Genomic DNA, 21,283 nt, shown 5'->3' with positions numbered 1-21,283 from the left:
AACATATAGGAGAAATGACAAAGTCATCTGGTGTCTTGTAGATAAGAGAGAAAACTGTTTTATTTCTCGTTTTTCATAACCTATTCGTATATAGGAAAATTGGTGAAACTCCTCTACATAGACTAATGTAGAGATAAAAGCTATTTCCTCATCCAAGGAATGAGTGTATTCTGTTTGGAGGTAATAATATGTTCGAAAACCAAAATGAGAAAAAGAAATGGGAGGGAATTCAGGCTGCGGCCTTTGATCCTAATCTAGTGGGGCCAACACTTTCATCTATTCCTCCCTTTACTTTTCCAACAGGAGCAACTGGACCTACAGGGGCAACTGGACCTACGGGAGTAACTGGACCTACAGGGGCAACTGGACCTACGGGAGCAACTGGACTTACGGGAGCAACTGGACTTACGGGAGCAACTGGACTTACGGGAGTAACTGGACCTACAGGGGCAACTGGACCTACAGGGGCAACTGGACCTACAGGGGCAACTGGACCTACAGGGGCAACTGGACCTACAGGGGCAACTGGACCTACGGGAGTAACTGGACCTACAGGGGCAACTGGACCTACGGGAGTAACTGGACTTACAGGAGCAACTGGACCTACGGGAGCAACTGGACCTACAGGAGTAACTGGACCTACGGGAGTAACTGGACCTACAGGAGTAACTGGACCTACGGGAGTAACTGGACCTACAGGAATAACTGGACCTACAGGAGTAACTGGACCTACGGGAGTAACTGGACCTACAGGAATAACTGGACCTACAGCGGCAACTGGTACTACGGTTTTAACAGGAGTTGGAGCTCCAACATGTGCTATTGGCAATTTGGGAGATATTTATATTGATTTATTAACAGGAAGCACCTATTATAAGCTATCTCAACCAGTTTCCCCAATGATTAGACCTATTCCTGCTCCAACCGGTGCTACAATACTTGTAGGTTCATCGCAGACTTATACTACGATTGATGCAGCTTTAGCTGCCGCTAATAATGGTGACAGACTATTACTTGATGCTGAGACCTTTATAATTACAACCACTGTTACTGTTAATAAATCGGTAACGATTGAGGGTCAAGGAATAGGGGCAACTACCGTCATTACTACCTTGAATACTGTAATCTCTATGTTTAATGTTACAGTATCCAACGTTATTTTTCGTAACATGTCAATCATCCAAGATTTCCCTTCTGTTTTAAGTGTTGAGTCTGTTATTTCAATTAATAATTTGTTAGCAACAGGAATATATGTTGATAGTTGTGAAATTTCAGTATGCGAACTTGGCATCGCCATTAAAGCAACTGAATTTCAGATAACAAATTGCAATTTTACCTATGCCCCCGCTGCTTCACCTAACAACGGATACTTCTATATCATTATTTCCTCAACTTCTGGGCAAAGCATTATTGACGGTAACACCTTTGTGTCTGACTCAGGTAACACGCGATGCAGATTTATCATCATCACCAATATAACCGTTAATTCAGGCACACTTCAAGGGAATTTAGTAATAAGCAATAATACACAAGATAACCTTTCTCCCGCTACATTAAGACACCTGTTAGATATCGAGGAATTTGTGGGTACAAATTTTGGTTTATTTCTTCTAAACAACACAACAGTAAATGAAGGGAATGTACCTGTTTTATTGTTTAACGCGGACCTTACTATATTTAAATTCATAGAAGTTGTTGGTAACAGTATTCAAAATACTGCCGGAAAGGGACTTATCGGCATTGACTCGAGTTCTATCGGTCAAACACCTATTTTTAGTTCTGGTAATACAATTGCAAACCAATTTTTCACTTTAGGGTGGGCTTCTGCAACTGTTCCACCTAGTTTTATTGTGGGGTATAATACAACAGTAATCCCAGTGCCACCTAACCTTCCATTAACTAATTGTTATTGGCTTATGTTGATTTGATAACGTATAGATGAAATATAGAAGTTTAATATATCTTTTGATTTTTTGTTTCTTACGATTGGCCATTACTGCTATTCCCTTTTGCTACAAAATAAAATCAATCTTCATTATGGGGTACAGCCGAGATACGTGTAAAAATAGGTTATAGGCTTACTTTTATTTCTAATCTGGTTTTTTATAAAATTCCTTTATTCGTCTAAGCTTTCATTTTCGCTTGTCATATAAACAAACGTTTAGGTGACAAATGAGAACCAGGATAAAATAATCATATAAGGGTGTTTTTGCCCATCCCCCGAAAAGTGGGAATAAGTGGTTTATGTAACAATAGAACCAAATAGTGTTGGTTATCATATAGGATTTCTTGTACCAGGGATAACGTGAGGAAAATACGGATTTACAACGTTAAGAAAACTACAGCATAGAAAAATCGATTCCTTTACGTTTAGGAACCGATTTTTAATTTGGCTTATTAAGCTAACGCCACCGTTAGTTTTATTAAAGAACATTTATGTAGAAAGCAGATTAATATTTTATTTGTATTCTCATATGAACTATCATTAATTTACAAGGGTTGCCACCACATCACCATCAAGCTAAGATTTTGAGGTACCCCCAAAACGAAATTTTTATCTCTTGGCAGTTATTTATGTAAATTTAACTCGTTTTTTTCGTTTTAGGGAACAACCGATATCTTAAGTTGATGGCTATGGGTATTAATTTTTTCTTAGCTTGATGGGCATGGGGTATTTGCATTTCTTAGGTTGATAGCGATGTGGTGCTACCCCTAAAAGTAAATTATATAACAGAAATAAGATATACATAAGAAATAGAGTCCCTTATTATTAGGACTCTATTTTTATGATTGCTCATGTATTCTTTCATGAGATCACACTTCCATTAGCAATTGTTTAAGTTTTTAGGAAGCCTGTTTTTTATAAGAACGAATTTTTTTATAGCGACCATATTTTACAACATGACGAACGTCTAATTCTTTATAACCCTTATTTTGGATAGTTTCTGAAACATCTACGATAATTGTGTTAGTTAAATATCATATATCGGTCTTTGACGATCGGATTAACATATTCATAAAGTCCTTTATAAACAAGGTTGCTAACTTCAAGATCAGTTTCCTCTTTAACTTCTCTAATGGCACTATCAACAATACTTTCCGGAAATTCCAAAACTCATTACTAAAAACACAGTATCATACGGAACATTAAACACCGTTTATTGATTGTAGTGCTAGTCCATTTATTATTTCCAAACCCATTTAGAATGATCAATAAATGGGGGCAGATTATGTTGATATTTCGTATAAATAATATCATTACATTAATTTTCTTTCGGAAGTACAATTCTTTTATACAATTGAACTGTAATAAAATAGTAAATCGAGTAAATCACTACGAAAATAATAATTGGTAGCCAAATACGAAAGTACGGATCAACCAAAAGAACTCTGAACATATTCATACCAACTAATACGTGAACAATACCCACAATTGCTGGGACTAAAAATATAAAGAATAACTCCTTATAAATCGATTGTATTAATAACTCCCGGCGAACACCGATTTTACGAAGCATTTGATAACGTGTGCTATCTTTGGATGCACCAGATAGAATTTTAAACATTAAGCAACTTGCCATCATTGCTAAGAACGCAATTCCAACGAAGAATCCCATAAACATTATTCCGCTGGTGAAATCACGATTATTATTATATGTTTGATACTTACTATTCAGTTCTTCAGATTTCATATTTTTATATTTAACTACCTGTAATTCATCAAGTTGTTTCCATTCTTTTAAGAATTTCTCAAAATCACCTGTTTTCCCAATAAACACAGTATTTTCTTTACCCTTCATACCATCGTATATGTTTTGATCTACAACTTTTATTTCATGATCAGGATACATATAATCTGGCTGGATTGTTCTGAAAGCCTGGATCCATTGTTTTGTGTTCCTCTCTCCTTTAACCCATTTTATTGAAAATGCACCAATTGGTAATCTCTCTGAAACTTTTTCTATTTTCATACCTTGTATGAAAGGGCGATTTTTCTCTATATCTTCTTTTAGATAATAAACATACCTATCATCAACTTTGTAATGATATTCAAACTTTTCTTGAAATAGGATACCACTCAAAATTTTCTTTTCTTCCGCTGTTGGATTATGAATGACTGAATCGTAAATTCTTATTTGATCAGTCATTTTTAGAATGTTGTTTTTAAATGCCATACCACACGCAATTCCACCAGCACCAAGAGCCACTAAGATTGCTACTGTTGCAAGCACATTTGTTAGGCCATTAATGCGGAAATTTAATTGTGCAAAAGTAAAAGCATTGAGGCCTTTTTCACTACATTTTTTATTACTCTTTAACTTGTTAATCATAACTGGGAGAAGTGATCCAAATATAAGGTAAGTACCAACGGTTGCTGTGATTAATCCAATGGCCATTAATCCCAGACCAATTAGCGGGTTTGCATATGACATATAGATCAGTGATCCATAACCAATACCCAATAAAATCACACCAAGGGATGCAACTACAACTTTCATTTTTCCTTTTATGGCGACACGTTCTGTTTGTGCATCTGCATGTACAAGTTGTAATACAGAAAAACGCGCTAGCTTAATACTACTTATACTTGCTGATAGTACAAATAATACAAAGAAAAAGATGCAAGTATAAGTCATAGATGGCATGTAAAATGCTTGATAACCACTAACAGGAAGTTCTAATTGTTTCATTAATAACTGACCGACACCTTCTGCAAGCCCTACACCAACTGTAATTCCAATCACAAGAGACGCGGCACCTAATATGATTGTTTCGATAAACATAAGTAAGGTAACTTTATGCTTTTTTGCTCCTAACATCATATACATACCAAATTCTTTTTGGCGAAGAGCTGATAAGAAAGAGTTTGCATATAAAATATAGAAAAATGTGATAACTGCTAACAAGAAGGAACCAATTTTAAATATAAATGCAATATCCCTAATAGAAGAGTTAGATTCAAGGAACGTTTTATTGGATGCTAGCGTTTGAAACATATAAAAAGTTGAAATAGAGACAATAAGACCAACAAGTAAAACAATGTAATCTTGCAACTTACTTTTTAGGCCTGACATGGAAAGCTTAAATAACATGATTGAACTTCCTTCCTTACGCTTTTTGTGTGCCTAAGTTTGCAAGCACGTCTAAAATTTCTTTATAGAATTCTTCACGTGTACCACCGCGATGAATTTCTTTATATAGCTCACCATCTTGAATGAATAAAATACGTTGACAGTAACTTGCACTATATGGATCATGCGTAACCATCATAATCGATACACCTTGTTCTTTATTTAAGTTTGTCATTGCATCAAGTAAACTCGTTGCATTTTTAGAATCTAGAGCTCCAGTCGGCTCGTCTCCTAAAATAATTGCTGGTTCATGAACTAACGCACGTGCTGCTGCGGAACGTTGCTTTTGTCCACCAGATACTTCAGAAGGATACTTTTGAAGTATCGCTGTAATGCCTAACATATCAGCTACTTTTTCTACTTTCCTTCCAATATTACGAGATGAAACACCTTGAAGTGAAAGTGGAAGTGCAATGTTTTCATATATAGATAAATTCTCTAATAAGTTAAAGTCTTGGAAAATGAATCCTAATTTTTGCGAACGGAAATCAGAAAGCTCACCTTGCTTCATTTTCGTAATATCCGTACCTGCAATTTCAACAATGCCGCCCGTTGCTGTATCTAACGTTGAAATTACATTTAATAATGTTGTTTTACCAGAACCAGAAGGCCCCATAATACCAACAAACTCTCCCTCTTGAATCGAGAATGATACGCCTTTTAACGCGTGTGATTGATTCTCACCTTTTTTACCGTACAATTTTTGAATGTTTTTTACATCTACAACTGGTTTTATCATATATATCCTCCTACGTTTTTTTATTTCATTACAATAAGCTACTATGTTTGTTTACTACTAACAAAATAGTCATGTTGCATCCACCCTTAAGCTACAATGAAATCTTTCCTTTTATCTTCTTCACTCACCTCATCATTTTGAATACATTCATGATAAACTATGAAAATTAGGAAACACCCCGTAAAATCCTTAAGATTTCTTAAGTTTTTATAAAAAAAAAGCTTATGGAACCTGTAATTCCATAAGCCATTCTATTTAATTGGATGTTCAACAATAAAGGACATCCAGCCATCTTTATATTCTGCATATATATTACCATGATGAAGTTCAACAATTCTTTTTGAGATAGCAAGCCCCAAACCATTTCCCTGGTCATCTTTTCTTGCCTTGTCCCCCCTGAAAAACCTTTCAAACAATTTATTTGGATCGCTAACAGGCGGCTTCTCGACTTTATTTGATACTTTCAAAATCGCTTTGTTATCTATTAATTCAAGACATACGGATAATCCGGAAGGTTTCATGCTGTACTTTATCGCATTCATAAACAGATTTTCATAAACACGTACCATTTTTTCTACATCCATGAAAATAGGTATTATTTCTTCCGTGATTGATTTTTGAACGATTAAACTTTCCTTTTCAAATATAGGAATGTATTCTCCAACTATTTGCTCCAACAAACCTGATAAATCGACTTCATTAAAGTTTAAATTAGCATCTATGCCTGATAAACGAGTATATTCAAACAGCTCATCAATTAAATATTTCAGTCTCTGTGACTTTGAATACGTGGTTTCAAGGTATTCCTGTAATTGTGTTTTACTGTTGTATTGCCCTCTTTTTAATAAATCTATATAGCCAATAATAGATGTTAACGGTGTGCGTAAGTCATGAGATACATTGGTTATAAGTTCATTTTTTGTACGTTCTAATCGTCTTTCTTGTTCAAATGTATTTTCCAATTCCTTGGACATATAGTTGATATTTTGAGCAAGTTGGGTCAATTCGTCCTTCCCCTTAATCCCAATTGTCAGACCTAGTTTTCCATTGGCAATATCATTCACATTATCAGAAATGAGCTTCAAATATACTATTTTCTTTCGAACCAATATCAAAAAAAGTATTATAAAGGTAAAGATTGCGAACGCGAATAAGAACAACATTGCGATATTGAATTCAAACAAACCCCAATGGTCGTATTTTCTAAATAATGGATCTAAAATGAATAGAAAAGTGAGGATTGTAAAACCAAACGAGATAAAAAAACTTACTGCAACAGCAACCAAAAGCTTTATAATTATTTTATTTCTAAAACTAATCTTCTTCATATTTTATACCCAATTCCCCACACAGTTTTAATATAAATGGGATGTTTAGAATCCTCTTCTATTTTGTCTCTTATTTTTGTAATATGCACCATGACGGTATTATCTGATTTATAAAAAACCTCTTTCCAAACAGCTTCATATATTTTTGCAACGCTCAGGACAACCCCTTTGTTACGGGCAAGTAGTTCGAGAATATCAAACTCTTTTGGAGTTAACCTTGTTTGCTTTCCTCTTACCCATACTTGACGTGTATCTGTACTCACGGTTAAATCACCAATTTCTAGGATACTTTTATTATGATCTATTGACGCATTGTATTTTTTAAACCTTCTTAATTGGGATTTTACCCTAGCAATTAATTCCAATGGGTTAAACGGTTTTGATAAATAATCGTCTGCACCAGAGGCTAGACCCTGAATTTTGTCTATATCCTCAGATTTTGCAGATAGCATAATGATAGGCATATTGCGGTCTTCCCTAATCTTCATACACGCTTCAATACCATCCATATTAGGCATCATAATATCTAATATAATCAGATCAAACTCCTTTTCTTCTAACAGTTGTAAAGCTTCAATAGCATCTTCAGCCTTTTGAGTTTTCAGACCTTCATTTTCTAAATAAACAGAGATAAGATTTCTAATCTCTTTATCATCATCAACAATAAGAATTTTTGACTCCATATTATTCCTCCACATTTTTTCTAATATTGAACAATTAAAGACATTTGCAGGTGAGACATGTCTATCGTCGCTTTATTGTTAACTTGCAAACGGAAAACAAGAAATAACATAATGAATATAGTGATATCAATCCCCTAATATATTGTTCAATATATACTGCTAAGCCATTTTACAATTCATAAGATTCCTTCTTCTTATAATTAATTTCCCTTTTAATACACGTGTGCTTGGCCCATATTTGACAATGTAATTTACTTTCTTCAAATCAATTCCTTCAATCATTTTATCTCCAATAAACCTTAAACTAGGAAGGGCTGCACCAACTGATTTTTGGCTCATTATATACAGAAATAAGAAAGTGAATTGTATTCATACTTAATCACCCCACTGGTAAGAATTCATACTCATACTCTAGAATCCAAACCTTAAGAAAAAGGGGCAAAAGTTCTTAAGAATTCTTAATCTTTCTACAGCAGTTTGTCTTAAAAATATATAGTCACTCTTGAAATGTTCACTATTAGCTTCTCATTGTAATAATATTTATTAATAACACCTAAAAAATAAAGTAAAGTATTAGATTCAACTTCCAATAATCCAAGAGGGAGTCCATAGTAATTTATAGAAGATTCTGGGGTAGGCATTACATTAAATAATATCGTAAAGAAATTCGTAAATTTAGAAAGATATATACGCTAGCCCAAAAGGAGACTGGTGCAAATTTTCTTAGCAGATAAAAAGTTGGTATGATTGCAAATGGATTTTATGCGATCGTTAGTAATTGATGTAATTCATCGTACACTAAAAAAACGAAATTTCGTTGTTGCAAAAGGATTATGAATATCTAATCCAATTAGAAGAATACAATAATCAATTATCGAAGTTAACTTCATACAAAACTAATAACAAGCATTAAAAAACTTTGCCTACTCTTTAAAATGGAAACATAATCTATTTATCAAGTAGTCAATAATGAATAGAAATTTTGTTTAGGGGGTACTCCAAGGCCATGGCTTGATAGTGATGGCCTTGGAGTACCCCCTAAACATAGAAAATTGGACATTTATTCACAAACTCTACAAATTTTAGGGCGCTTTACAAAGAGACTCCGCCTTTTCAGCGTACAATGAATCTCAACAATTACTAGCTACTTCCTAAACATTGTTCCTCATTTACCAACCTGTTTATGCTTTTTTTAAAATTTGCACAGAACCAACACTTTCTTCATATTACTTATTATCCATTATCGGCTGGAGCCTCTCCTGTATTCCCATTATTACTTGGTTGCGTTGGCGTTCCATGGCCACCCCCATTGTTTGGCGGCGTTGTATTTCTTTGGCCACTACCATTGTTTGGCGGCGTTGTATTTCCTTGGCCACTACCATTGTTTGGCGGCGTTGTTATTCCCTTGGCCACTACCATTGTTTGGTGGCGTTGTATTTCCTTGGCCACTACCATTGTTTGGCGGCGTTGTATTCCCTTGGCCACTACCATTGTTTGGTGGCGTTGTATTTCCTTGGCCACTACCATTGTTTGGTGGCGTTGTATTCCCTTGGCCACTACCATTGTTTGGTGGCGTTGTATTTCCTTGGCCACTACCATTGTTTGGTGGCGTTGTATTCCCTTGGCCACTACCATTGTTTGGTGGCGTTGTATTTCCTTGGCCACTACCATTGTTTGGTGGCGTTGTATTTCCTTGGCCACTACCATTGTTTGGTGACGTTGTATTTCCTTGGCCACTACTATTATTTGGAGTATTTTGCTTTTGCTCTTCTTGTTTCTTTAATTCCTCTTGTTTCTTTTGCTTTTCTTGTTGCTTATTTTGATTATTATTACTTGGCTTTTCAGTCGTATTTGGAGAAGAATCACGTTTCTCACCTTTAATACGTAATTCGCTACCTTCTTGAACTACACTTTTCGGCATTTTAAATTGCGACTTATCTGTAGCCATCTTGCTCATCATTTCTTTAAAAATCAACTGAGAAATTTTCGTATTTTTACTACTAATATAATCGTCTTTACTATCTTTTATATATCCAGTCCATACTGCCATCGTATATTGTGGTGTATAACCAGCAAACCAACTATCACGAGTTGCACTTTCTGGTAGATTATATTGTGCTATTTGTTCTAAAGAATAGTTTGTTGTACCTGTTTTACCCGCTACATCTAAAGAATCTATATTAGCTGCTGTACCCAATCCAGATGAAACAAAAGTACGAAGCATATCAGTAATCATATATGCTGTAGAATCCTTCATAACTCGTTTTGGCTTTTGCTCAAAGCTTTTTGATTTACCATCTGGATAAACTACTTTCTTAACAAAATGCGGCTTCGTATACTTACCATCATTACCAAATGCCGCATAAGCACCTGCAATTTCAGTTGGTGACGCTTCATTAGTACCAATCGCTGTTGACTCGGTCGGTACTACATTAAAGGTAATACCTAACTTTTCAGAGAAAGCTTTTGATTTATTAATTCCTACTTCTTTTGCAGTTTTAATAGCCGGGATATTTCGGGATGTTTTCAATGCATCACGCATTGTAATTGGTCCTAAATGCTTTCTATCTGCATTTCTAACTTCTTGTCCTGTTGAATACTTAAATGGAGAGTCATCAATTTGATGGTAAGTAGCCCATTTTAAATATTCAATTGCAGGAGCGTAATCAAAAATTGGTTTCATTGTTGAACCTGCTGAGCGATCTAATTCAATTGCTATATTATGTCCTTTAAATACAGCTTTATTTTCACCGCGTCCGCTACCAATTGCACGAACTTCTCCTGTTTTCGTATCCATAAATGTGAAAGCCCCTTGGAATTTCTCATTTGGATAATTTATAATATTTTCATTTAAAAGCTTGTCCGCAAAATCCTGTGCCTTTGAGTCTAATGTTGTATAAATTTCTAAACCGTCAGATCCAATATTAGCATCTGGTAATTCTTTTTCTACTTCTTTCACAACCGCATCCATAAATGCAGGATATGGCATTGCTTGAAGTTCTGTTGCAGATTTAAGCCCATCTGTTACTTTAACCTGTGAGGCTTTTTCCATTTCTTCTTTTGTTATATAACCATGTCGATTCATTAATTCTAGTACAACGTTTCTTCTTTCTGTTGCCCTTTGAACATTTTCTTTTTTCGTTGGAGCATAGTTATTTGGTGCTTTCGGTAAACCGGCCAACATTGCAACTTCTGGTAATGTTAAATCTTTCAATTCTTTACCGTAGTAGTTTTGTGCTGCTGTTGCGATTCCATATGAACGGTTACCTAAATTAATTTTATTTAAATACATCTCTAATATTTCATGTTTTGAATATTGTTGTTCTAGTTTATACGCCAAATAAATTTCCTGAACCTTACGCTTTGACGTTTTTTCCATCGATAAGAAGTAATTTTTAATAACTTGCTGCGTAATCGTACTTCCACCTTGAGAGCCGTAATCCCCTTTTAGGCTGACTAAAACTGCACGTGCAGTACCTTTAAAGTCTACGCCACTGTGCTCATAAAAACGTGCATCTTCTGTCGCTAAAAAGGCATTTTCTACTAATTTAGGAATTTGATTATACATAATATTCGTTCGTTTTTCTTTCCCATATTCATATATCAATTTTCCATCTTTATCATAAATTTTTGAGGATAACGGATTAACAAGTTTTGCTTTCTCAAGTTTTGGCGCATCCTTGATCATAACGAAAAAGGTAGCAACCCCTGCGACTAATCCTACAATACCAAGTAGTAAGCAACTGATTAAAAATTTGCGAAAAAACGATGTTTTACCTTGTTGTTTTTTAGAAGCGGGGTGTTTTTTCTTTTTAACTTGTCGTCGCTCCTCTCGAGAACGATAATTTTCTGACATGCTACTTTCTCCTGCCTTTCAATTCTCCCTTTGATTTACTTAAAATTATTGAGGTCACCTTCAGAAATATACTTATATTTAAAAAGTGTTTTAATCGGAATCAGTCAATATTTTCCTAATCTATAGACTATAAAACTAAGATTAACTCTTGAACAAACTATTTTCATCTCTATTCTTTATAATAATGCTGCCCCTTAAAGCAAGGAAATTGTGAGCTGTTCCTCATCTCTTTGTACTATATCTAATATTTGTAATAGTGAGTTCTTGGACCACTCGTCTAATATAATGGTTCTTGTTAGCATAATCGTAATGAAATAAAAAGAATGTAAAAAACGATTCTTTTGATGTAAAAAGAATCGACTTCTAATTTTATCCTATAGATGGTATGGAATATAGGGAATCAGAAAGCAAAGGTAAAATCAATACCCTCACTAGAGAGCATCTATTGTAACCTTGGCAGTCTGCGCGATTAGCTCAGTATCATATATAGCATCTTGACTGGACAGAATTGCAATGATAATCGGTTCTCTGGTTCTCTATTCGGTGGCTAAACGATGGCAATATCATTAGGTGTTCCGTAGCTTCCGGCTCCAGATTTATCATCGACTTCCCAATCTTTTGGTACACCAGCATGGATGAGTTCGTCTCCTGTAGCGTTTCCGCGCATCCAATCCGTAGGGGTTTTACGTTTATCAGTTTGGAGTGCATCTCTGACCGTGAAAGCCTTAAGATTGGTAGCAAGTGTTTTTGCTGTACTTGTATCACAAATGTCTCCCGGAGTAGCTTCGTTCAAATCCTTTAGGTCCGTCTAATTTCTTGGATAAAGTGTTCCCCGCAGTGTTATCACTGTAACGAATAGCAGCCTCCGCAATTTCCCCAAGAGTCATACCGCTATCCACATGTTTCTCTGTAATTGGTAAATACTCTACTAAATCATCTTTTGTATAAGTGATAACTTCGTCTAATTTGTCAATTGGATATTGTAGTAACAATATCCCTGTAACCAGAGCCTTAAAGGTAGATGCGTAAACAAACCGTTCATTAGGTGATCGATAAGTAACTGCCCAGTTTGTACCGGTGTCGATTTCATAGACACCCAGTCGAGCGTCAAACTTTTTCTCGAGTTGTGCGAATTCTCAATGAGCCGCATGATTTGTATGTTTAGTTTTCTCTACTTTTTCTTTTGCTTCCACCTACAATGGTTCACCTGTAAAAAGTTTTACACTTGCAAGACTTAAACTTAGTATTCCAACACACATCCCTATTTTTAACATCCTTGTACTTTTCAAGATAATCAGTCCTTTCGTATTCTGCAGTACTTAAAATAGATGTCAAACCAGATTCAGTGTATTAAGTTTGGGCACTAAGTTTTTAGGATTACACTTAATAGACAATCTAAGTAATAAATTTGTTCCACATTTACAAATACATTAAATTTAACGAATTCCCCGAAAAAATTCTCCTTCCTCAAGCGTGTGAAGGGCGTAGCCCAACGGTAGGTGGGAGATGAATTTCGGTTTGGCATAGCCAAAAGCTTTTGATAAACTAGCTATATGAAGTTCTTTGATAACTTGATATATGAGGTTGCAGGAAGAAAATTGAGTGCGAAAACTAAGCCATTCGGTTCCTGCGTAAAATATCAACCGTACCAAAAGAGCGTCCAAGCGTTGGACATCTAGGGATGGAACACCCCGAAGTAACGCTCAGGGAGACGAAAGGTTGCTTTCATCGTGGAACTGAGAAGCTCCCACTTCAAGCTTTGCTAAGTGGCGAGTAGTTCACAGGAATAACTTATTGCCACACAACAGTTCCCTAGTCTATCCTTCAATTCAGATGTTCTTTTCCTTTTTAGTATAAAAATACCCCTTTAGATAACCACCTAAAGGGATAGAGCATCGTATCTTTTTTATAAACATCGCGAATTTATTTTAAAACCATAGTTAACTCTGCCTTCTTGTTATAATCTACTTTTGCGAATTCTCGATCACTATATCCTTTTAAAGACCAAGCAAATTGATTTCCGTCTAATAGTTCATTAATAGGTTCTGTTGAATTGGAATCCCCTTGAACAGTTTTAATTAATAAATCTATGCATCTATAAGTCAATGGAGCCTTATCTTTTAGCTCTTGCTTAGATGATTCGCTAAAATAATAATATGTAAAACATTCCGCAAAATATTCTTCCTTATTTTCGTAATATTTATCCGGGAAAAATTTCTGTCTCTCTTGACTGAAAGTAACATCAAACAAATCAGTATGACTTATATTAAAAAAAACCACTCGATCAATTGCATGCGCTATTTCATGAAGTTCTAAATTAATGGAACCATGCCCCTTTCCTCTTTCACTAAAACCTATTCTAGCCATTACAGGTTTTCCACCAATATCAGATCCCACACCTGGTACATCATCCCAGGTCAATTGTTTTCCTTCGGCATTGGTTTGCCCTTCCCATCCTCGTGGAATTAATCCTTTTAGGTCCCTGTATTCGTCAGACTCAGTGATAGGATAATTAACAAGTTTTACATATGTTCCGTCTGCCACTAATTTATCAAGTATGCCGCTTTTTATTTTTTTTATTCTATCAACCATATGTTGTGCCTCTTGATATTCTTCCACATTATTTCCTCTTATATCAATATGAATAAGCCTTTCATTTTTAGTCTGTTGTTCTTTTATAAACTCAAGGTTGTTTAAAGTTTCGGCTGCAAGGGGATGGTTTGTAAGGGAAATAGACAGAATAAATATCAATAATATCAAAATTGTATTTTTTTCATATAAATCCTCCCGTTATATGATTTTTAATAACCCTTTGATTAAATAGGGATATTTCAAAAAACAAAATTGATAGTGATTGAAGAAATAAGCATTCCTTTTAAAAGCCTCATTTCATGATTCCAATAATTCTGGGTTAATTTTATTTTCCATACTGGCTTGCCTTTTTATATTGTATGTATTGAAGGTCTTTTAAATGAAAACAACCTAAATCTCGGATACATAAATCATTTGCTGTTACAGTTGGGACACACAGAGAGCCGTAAGTGCGATCATGTTGTTTACCTGGACCTGTATGAATATGTAGGAACTGTCCACCTGGATAAACCGATGAAAATACATCTGGGAGTTGAAATGCAGTTGAATCTAAAATACGAGTATGCTTGAAAACAGAAGTGTATGGAGAAGAAATCGGCATAGATGCGGCCAATTTTTTTCTTAGTAGTTCGGCTAGTAGGGGGTGTAAAAGTAGGACGGCCGCCTTATTAAACCGTTGATTCAGTCCCTCAGGACTTGATGAGTGCTTCGATTGATGCGACTTACTTTAAAAACGGACTCAAGTTCATTTAGTGAATAATTACCATCCTCCCATTCTTTCAATATGTTAAATTTATCCTCCGCAGAGTAAACTTTTTTAGACATTAACAAAACTCTCCTTCAAGCAAACAGATTTTTATTTTTTATCTGTCTACCTAAAGGAGAGCATATCAGTTTAGAAAGAATAACGTTTTCTTGGTACTTAGGGGTATTGTTGATGGGCATGTATGGTGCTCCTATCAGTATATCCAAGTTTGATAAACCATTTTTATATGTTTCAAAGTTTTTACATCAGAACCCATATTAGTTTAGCTTTTTTTTGCACCTATAACTTGGACATCATCAAATAATATATTAGATGTTCCATTTGACGTTAGAATCCCAACATGAGTGTTTGCTAAATCCCTACTTGTAATAAATTCTAGTTGTATTTCTTGATAGCCTGCTTTCCCCTTAAGCTCGACTGTTTTTGTTATTCGCTCATGTTTCAAATTATCTGTGAATATCGTTACCTTTTGTCGCTCATTTCCATCATTGGAATTCAATTTCACTTTTATACTCAAGGTATATTTAGAGAATGGTAATACTTGATCTTGAATATAAGTCCAAGTATCTCCATTTGTACCAATCATACCAGCTTTCCCTGTGATACCTCCATTTACAATACCACCTAGGTTAATCCAATTTAACCGTTGATCGTCAAAATTATCCCGCGCTATCACTTGATCCCGTTCCACAGGTTCTAATTCAATTTGATCTAAGGAGAATTTACCTTGTGAATTTTCCAATTTCAAATCATGTGCACCTTTTGTTAACTTAACAATAGGGCCTTCTACAATCTTGTAAGAACCATATTCTCCTTTAACAGTGTCCGCTGCATTTCCAGTAATAGGAATAGTAGTGTCATCTATTTTTGCATAGTTACCACCAGGTTTTCTATGTGAAAGACTGATTTTAGAATTCTCGTTAGCTGCAACCTTATATCTAATTTTATATTCCTGTTCTTTAGAAATTTCGACGCCATATGCTAAATAAGAATTGGTAGTATCAGTTTTCATCGCTTTTTGCTTAGCATGTATAGATTCCACTTGTGGTTGAAAATTGCTCATTCCACGGTTATACTTTGCAGCTGGGATTGTTGTTATCATATTTGTCATTAGATAAGTGGACGACTGTGTAAGATTCTTGTCGACAAACCCAAATACTACTGCATCAATACCTTCAAATCCTGGATAGGTACTTCTGTTAAATGCGTGAATTTGAGAAAGTTTTTGATTCGGATATTCAAAAATATCTTCTTTGTATGATCCGCCTGAAAAATATCTACCAAAGTAAGGGTTATCTCCCCCAGTATCAAATTTAAAGTCAATATAATTAGGAGTACGGCTTGATTGCGCCTTAACTCTAGTAATCGGATTATCAGAAGGATTTATAAGAGTCTTTAAAGCCCCCCCACTTGTATTTCCAGTCCATCCAGGAGTAGTCCAATTGGAACCACCATTCTGCTTATCAGAAAACCATGGTTGAATAGCATCAATACGATCAAAGGATCGTATATCAAGCTTGTGCAGATCCCCTTTATATTCTTGAGAATCTAGGATCTTTTGTATGTTTTCCCATGTTGTTCCTTCCCCTGTTCCTCCTTGTGGTATGACTGCGCCTTTAATAGAAGAATAAATTTGCCTAGAATTTTCTTGCATTACGCCTTTAGAATATGTTTCAGGATTTGTTGCTGGAAACAAGTCTACAAAATCTAAAACGCTTAATGTATATTCCCTTACATAATCATTAATATGATTCCATCTGTCAGTATTTCTATTTGGTTGTTGCGTATTAATCTCTTCAGCTTCTTTTTTCCTTTTTTCCAATCCATCATTATATACTTTCATAGCATAATTCGTATATTCTTGAATAAGTTTTTTCTGATTATCCTTATATCCTTGCCATTGATCTTTATCCATTCCCCATTCTTCACCATATAAAATCATATCTCTCTGTAATAAGAGATGAGCATTTGCAGCTTGCACAAAGATTGGAGCTGTTATTTGTTGATATACAGAATCATTTGATTTTTCAGGCGTTTGAATAACAGCAATAAATTCTTTCAACTTCCTATCTGCTGCTCGGACAGCTTCAATCACTGGTGTGCCAGGCTCTTCTACTCTTTTTAAGCTATTTTTACTGTCATTATATATTTGGAGAACCCGTTGATACTCTTTTATCGCTGACATAGCCCCATTAAATTCAGCACCCATAAGATATTTATGATAATCATTTATTTTACTATCTATTTTTTCATCGATGTATGTTTCTAATTGCCTCCACATATCCGTTCCGTTAGCATCATTAGTAGGAATAAACACACTCCAAATACTTGCTAAAAGACTAGCTGGTGGTGGTAATAATGATAATCCTGTTGTCATCATGCCTTTTAGAAAAGAAATAGTACCCGAACCAGCATCCCCTTTGTTCTTAATATTGACTAATAAAGGTTGCCACTGATTGTTATTAAATGCATCTATAAATTGTGAAAAAGTTACTCCCTTATAAGGGTTCTCAAACCAACCATATGAATCTATCGGAAGGCTATTTTGATTAATATTTTTTGTTTGATTTTCTTGTAAATCTTCTTTTTGTTCATTTTCTGCAAATGCCGTATAAGCAGTTGGAATGTAGGTTCCAGCAAATACACCTGTAGCTAATGCGATAGATAATATTTTCTTTTGTTTCTTTGTCATAAAATCCCCCGTTCCCATAAGTAAATCCCCTTATGCTTTGTTCTTTGGGTGCTTCTGATACAAAAATTCAGAAATATTTTCTTATCAAATTCATGCCTATAGTCTTGAAAATAGAAGAAGTATACTCTAATTTCATTGGGATATAGTCTTAATAGTAATGATTGACACAACATTTAGCAATTCTATGAAAATCCCCGCCTTTGATAGCTATTATGTTTATTTAAAAGTGTATTTTTAAATATTCCTCTTAATAAACGTAGTAAAAAAAGAAAATTTAATGTGAAAATCATACACTAAAGGTTAACTATCATTTAAAAAAGACATAATATTATAACTTTTCTTACATTTGTTGAGTTTTAATAAAAGGGCTAGCGACTCGTTGACTAATCCAGATATAAATGGTGGCTAAATCTGAGCCAGAAAACTTACGTTTCTGCTTTACAAACCCAAGTTCTCTTGCAAGTTCTTCTAAAAATACAGGTGTCACATATCGTTGTAATTCCTCTGCAAATGGTTGTAGTTCATCTTGAATCGAGAGATTCATTAAAAAAAGTCATCCTTTCTAAATAAGCTAGATTAGAAAGGATGACTTTTTTTGGTACTTGAGGGTATTAAAATCTCTTAAGTTGATGGGTAAAGGGTAGCACCACATGGTCATCAAGTTAAAATTTTAATGTACCAGCAATTAGGGGGATTTTATTTTGTTAGCTTGATAGTGATAGGATACAGTCAACATTTCGGAAGTTTTGTATGCTAGACGAATTTCAACCTAATAAAGTCGAATTCCGGTACGTTAAATGCAGTGATATTTCATTCACATAATCCGTATTATCTGAAGTTAATAAAGTCTGTTACACTCTCTTCTTTAGGAATGTTTCCATAATATCCTTCTTGAATCTTTCATAATCAAACTGAAAAACTACATTATGTGTTTTATAGCCTGGATTAGTAACAAAACGAAAGTCTGCAATGCTTTGACCAAATCCCTCCCCTTGATCAGGAATGACTTTAATGGGTACCCTTGAAAGGCTAACAGCCTCTTGATTCAGCAAATACCACACTGTTACAAAATCATGCATAGGACTTCCACTTATACCAGGATTAGACTTAGAATAGAAATTATAATAATAATCTAACATAGGTTTGATGATGAGTCCTGCAAGATCCTGTGTATTCCGATGAAACTCATCTATTTTCTGAACCATTTCGGGTGTAACAATCGCATGTTGAGTCACATTTAAAGGAATAATTGTCAACTTCTTCGCATGCTGCAGAATTAAGTTTGCTGCATAAGGGTCTGCGTAAAAGTTAGCTTCAGCCACGGCAGTTACATTACCTGGATAGAAAAAAGCCCCCCCCATGCAAATACATTCTTTAACATTTCGCATTGTTTCTAAATTCAATACAAAAGTCGTAGCTAGCGAAGAAAGTCTTCCTAAATTGATAATTGTAAGATCTTCTAAATTTGATTCTATAATTTGATAAATATCATTTAAAGGATAAACTGGATATGAAATTTCAGGGGGAATGATAGGTCCTAATCCGACTTTTCCATGTACCTCAGGGAAATACTGAATCAATATACCTGTCAACGGTACAGAAGCACCAAGGAATACAGGTATCTCTTCTCTTCCCGCAATGTACTTCAAATAGTTAATATTTCTTATTGCATTTTCTCTTGATACATTTCCATAATCGGCTACAATTCCTACAAGATGAATGTCTTTACGAAAAAAGGTATACAGTATAGCAAACGCATCATCAATCCCCAAATCTGTAAACAGGAGAACCTTTTTTTGCATATCTCTTCCTCCCAAATCTATAGAATCCTACTTTCACTAATGATGTAGTGATCAGACTAAGCTTGTATGTATATATTTTATGTATTCTTAAAGAGTGGATTCTATTCACTTGAAATAGCTTTGCTCATCTAAATTTGATATTATGTCAAGGGTTCTGTTGCAAAGTTTCTTAACAGAGAAAAAGTTGGTATGATTGCAGATGGGTTTTATTCAATCGTTAGTAATTGTTGTAATTCATTATACGTCGAAAAAACGAAGTTTGGTTGTTGCAAACTTCGTTTTCGTTTATATAAAGCATGAACGGTTTCAATACCTTTCAAGGTACGTGAAGCATGACGAAGGCTTTGAAATCCTGTGGATTTGGCAAAACGCCTTTTTACATGTCTATGGTCTTGTTCAATGAGATTGTTCAAATGTTTGACTGTACAATGAGTTGTACGTCTATAAAAACCTTGTTCTTTTAATTTGTTAAACGCGCAAAGTAGCGCTGGGGCTTTGTCCGTTGTAAGAACCGTTGGTTCTCCAAAAGCCTTCACCAATCTTTTCATAAAGGCATATGCTGCCTGATGATCTCTTGTTTTTCGAAGTTGAATATCCAATGTATATCCATCCTTATCGATCGCACGATATAAATAACGCCATTTTCCTTTCACTTTTATATAAGTTTCATCTAATTTCCACGATGATTGTACCTTTTTGTTTTTCTTTTTCCAGATTTGATAGATCAAATTTCCATATTCATGGACCCAACGCATAATAGTTGTTGGATGAACCGATATGCCACGCTCTCTCAAAAGTTCAGATACATCGCGATAGCTTAAAGAAAAACGACAATAGTAGCTGTTTCTTTTAAATAAAGTTTGATTCAAAACATATTAAAAAGTTGTTTGTATTAAAAGAGAACCCTTCATACTTTGAAAAAAGATTGATTAAAAATAGAATTACTCTTGTGAACTAATACACAATTTTTATAAAAAAGTTTGATTGAAATTCATCATAAATCCTGCTACAACAACATTTCTTTTAAAATGTATTCTTTAAAACGGTTAAACTTTTTTCAAAACGGTACGACTTTATTTCAAATCCACACTTAGAAATTGTTTTTTAATTTTCAACACCTTATATACCGTCTTAGTGCTTGTATTTTAAAAATAGACTATAAAAAATGCACCTCTAATTGTCAATTATGTGACTAACAATTAGGGTGCATTTTTTGATCAAATTAGTTAGTTTTTTCAAAACCTATAACTTTGATTAGAGAAAAGATGAATTGTGTTGATATAAACTTTTTTACACTCAAAATGATGAGTCAATTTCAAAACAAACTGGTACGAAGCCTATATAGGCTTCGTATTAAAACCATCTTATTATAAGATTAAATAGGCTTTGGTACAAAATTTAGATTTAAGTTGATTGCTCTATATAAAAATACAGCCATTTCTGCTCTTGAAACATTCGCTCCTGGATTGAAATTTTTATTTCCTGTACCACTTGCAATCCCATTGCTATATAAAGCTTTTACATATTCATTCGCCCAATGATCTTTCATATCATTAAATTCATAATTAGCTTTGATTTTCAAGTTAAATGCTTTTGTTAACACTACTGCAATTTCAGCCCTTGTCGCAGCGTTTTTTGGATTAAATGTCTTTTCCCCATTTACTGAAAAAATACCGCTCTTCGTTAAGGACAA

The 21,283-nt window shown here is 34.6% G+C and carries 12 protein-coding genes and 5 pseudogenes; 1 reads left to right on the top strand and 16 read right to left on the bottom strand.

Translation table 11 applies throughout. The features are described 5' to 3' along the window. Nucleotides 1-188: 188 nt before the first annotated feature. A complete protein-coding gene (locus tag JFU20_RS30375) occupies nucleotides 189-1,928 on the top strand; it encodes an exosporium leader peptide-containing protein (protein ID WP_201038261.1) in 1,740 nt (579 codons plus the stop codon). A 1,043-nt stretch (nucleotides 1,929-2,971) separates the two neighbouring features. Here the strand turns inward: JFU20_RS30375 and JFU20_RS30010 are convergent. From JFU20_RS30010 to JFU20_RS30650, 16 genes and pseudogenes are all read right to left on the bottom strand, one after another. Then, nucleotides 2,972-3,112 (bottom strand): annotated as a pseudogene (locus JFU20_RS30010) (DNA mismatch repair protein MutT); the annotation flags it as partial. Between the two features lie 151 nt (nucleotides 3,113-3,263). Then, entirely contained in the window at nucleotides 3,264-5,093 is a 1,830-nt protein-coding gene (locus tag JFU20_RS02030; RefSeq protein WP_201038260.1) for an FtsX-like permease family protein, read from the bottom strand. A gap of 16 nt (nucleotides 5,094-5,109) precedes the next feature. Continuing rightward, a complete protein-coding gene (locus tag JFU20_RS02025; protein WP_201038259.1) occupies nucleotides 5,110-5,871 on the bottom strand; it encodes an ABC transporter ATP-binding protein in 762 nt (253 codons plus the stop codon). Nucleotides 5,872-6,122: 251 nt separating this feature from the next. Then, a complete protein-coding gene (locus JFU20_RS02020) occupies nucleotides 6,123-7,199 on the bottom strand; it encodes a sensor histidine kinase (protein ID WP_201038258.1) in 1,077 nt (358 codons plus the stop codon). After that, entirely contained in the window at nucleotides 7,196-7,882 is a 687-nt protein-coding gene (locus JFU20_RS02015; protein ID WP_061675857.1) for a response regulator transcription factor, read from the bottom strand. Before JFU20_RS02015 ends, JFU20_RS02020 begins: the two co-directional genes overlap by 4 nt. Before the next feature lie 159 nt (nucleotides 7,883-8,041). Then, a complete protein-coding gene (locus JFU20_RS02010) occupies nucleotides 8,042-8,221 on the bottom strand; it encodes a ribose ABC transporter ATP-binding protein (protein WP_078204041.1) in 180 nt (59 codons plus the stop codon). A gap of 894 nt (nucleotides 8,222-9,115) precedes the next feature. Further along, nucleotides 9,116-9,295 (bottom strand): hypothetical protein, encoded by a 180-nt coding sequence (locus JFU20_RS02005; protein WP_201038257.1) that lies wholly within the window; start codon nucleotides 9,293-9,295, stop codon nucleotides 9,116-9,118. Further along, on the bottom strand, nucleotides 9,258-11,738 hold the full coding sequence (locus JFU20_RS02000) for a transglycosylase domain-containing protein (protein WP_201038256.1): 2,481 nt from the start codon (nucleotides 11,736-11,738) through the stop codon (nucleotides 9,258-9,260). Before JFU20_RS02000 ends, JFU20_RS02005 begins: the two co-directional genes overlap by 38 nt. 431 nt (nucleotides 11,739-12,169) lie before the next feature. Next, nucleotides 12,170-13,033: pseudogene (locus tag JFU20_RS01995) on the bottom strand (serine hydrolase). Nucleotides 13,034-13,682: 649 nt separating this feature from the next. Beyond that, nucleotides 13,683-14,498, bottom strand: a pseudogene (locus JFU20_RS01990) (anthrax toxin lethal factor-related metalloendopeptidase); the annotation flags it as partial. Between the two features lie 175 nt (nucleotides 14,499-14,673). Continuing rightward, nucleotides 14,674-15,027 (bottom strand): annotated as a pseudogene (locus JFU20_RS01985) (IS4 family transposase); the annotation flags it as partial. Nucleotides 15,028-15,358: 331 nt separating this feature from the next. Next, nucleotides 15,359-17,788: an insecticidal delta-endotoxin Cry8Ea1 family protein gene (locus JFU20_RS01980; RefSeq protein ID WP_201038255.1), complete on the bottom strand. Its 2,430-nt coding sequence runs from the start codon at nucleotides 17,786-17,788 to the stop codon at nucleotides 15,359-15,361. 367 nt (nucleotides 17,789-18,155) lie between these two features. After that, a pseudogene (locus JFU20_RS01975) lies at nucleotides 18,156-18,332 on the bottom strand (IS4 family transposase); the annotation flags it as partial. A 307-nt stretch (nucleotides 18,333-18,639) separates the two neighbouring features. Then, nucleotides 18,640-19,590: a nucleoside hydrolase gene (locus tag JFU20_RS01970; protein ID WP_061675856.1), complete on the bottom strand. Its 951-nt coding sequence runs from the start codon at nucleotides 19,588-19,590 to the stop codon at nucleotides 18,640-18,642. Nucleotides 19,591-19,796: 206 nt separating this feature from the next. Beyond that, nucleotides 19,797-20,459: an IS6 family transposase gene (locus JFU20_RS01965; protein ID WP_151304146.1), complete on the bottom strand. Its 663-nt coding sequence runs from the start codon at nucleotides 20,457-20,459 to the stop codon at nucleotides 19,797-19,799. A gap of 506 nt (nucleotides 20,460-20,965) precedes the next feature. Beyond that, the gene (locus tag JFU20_RS30650) at nucleotides 20,966-21,283 is read right to left on the bottom strand and encodes an S-layer homology domain-containing protein (RefSeq protein WP_369811991.1); all 318 of its coding nucleotides are present in this window, start codon (nucleotides 21,281-21,283) and stop codon (nucleotides 20,966-20,968) included.

Source organism: Bacillus sp. TH30 (assembly GCF_016650875.1).
Taxonomy (GTDB): domain Bacteria; phylum Bacillota; class Bacilli; order Bacillales; family Bacillaceae_G; genus Bacillus_A; species Bacillus_A mycoides.
This window is presented reverse-complemented; position numbering and strand designations above follow the sequence as displayed.